Source organism: Succinivibrio faecicola, assembly GCF_019448115.1.
In the GTDB taxonomy this organism is placed as follows: Bacteria; Pseudomonadota; Gammaproteobacteria; order Enterobacterales; family Succinivibrionaceae; genus Succinivibrio; species Succinivibrio faecicola.
Genome location: NZ_JAGFNY010000102.1, coordinates 1 through 677, shown reverse-complemented (window position 1 = coordinate 677; position 677 = coordinate 1). Strand labels below are relative to the sequence as shown.

Here is a 677-nt window from a genome sequence, read left to right as displayed (position 1 = left end):
GTGTGGTTTATGACTGGGGTGAAGTCGTAACAAGGTAACCATAGGGGAACCTGTGGTTGGATCACCTCCTTTATGATGAATCCCTGCTTCTAAGAGCCCACACAGATAGTTCGTATTGAAATAAAAAGACAAAGGATTAAGAAATGGGTCTGTAGCTCAGTTGGTTAGAGCGCACCCCTGATAAGGGTGAGGTCGATGGTCCGATTCCATTCAGACCCACCATTAAGAAAAAATCCAAAGTTTCTGTTCAAGAAGTTAGGTTTTAAAAAAAAGACTTAAGTTCTTGACCAGGAATCGGTCAAAGCTCTTTAAAAACATAAACAAGCTGAAAAAATAAACTCAATTAGTCACTGAGTAATGGAAAAGGTTTTAACAAGCAAATTGCGACTTAAGATGTTTTCCGGCAAAAGAGAACATACGACTTCAGGAGCAATCCGGGGTTGTATGGTCAAGTGAATAAGCGCACATGGTGGATGCCATGGCGTCAGGAGGCGAAGAAGGACGTGCTAATCTGCGAAAAGCACAGGCGAGCCGATAAGGGGCGCAATAACCTGTGATATCCGAATGGGGCAACCCGGCAGCAATGTCATCTATACCAAAAGGTATAGAAGCGAACCAGGGGAAGTGAAACATCTCAGTACCCTGAGGAAAAGAAATCAAAAGAGATTTCCAAAGTA

1 tRNA gene and 2 rRNA genes are annotated in these 677 nt (G+C 43.0%); all 3 read left to right on the top strand.

From position 1 onward, the window contains the following. A 16S ribosomal RNA gene (locus J5V48_RS09825) occupies window positions 1-72 on the top strand; the annotation flags it as partial. A 73-nt stretch (window positions 73-145) separates the two neighbouring features. Continuing rightward, a tRNA-Ile gene (locus J5V48_RS09820) sits at window positions 146-222 on the top strand. 224 nt (window positions 223-446) lie between these two features. Next, window positions 447-677 (top strand): 23S ribosomal RNA (locus tag J5V48_RS09815); the annotation flags it as partial.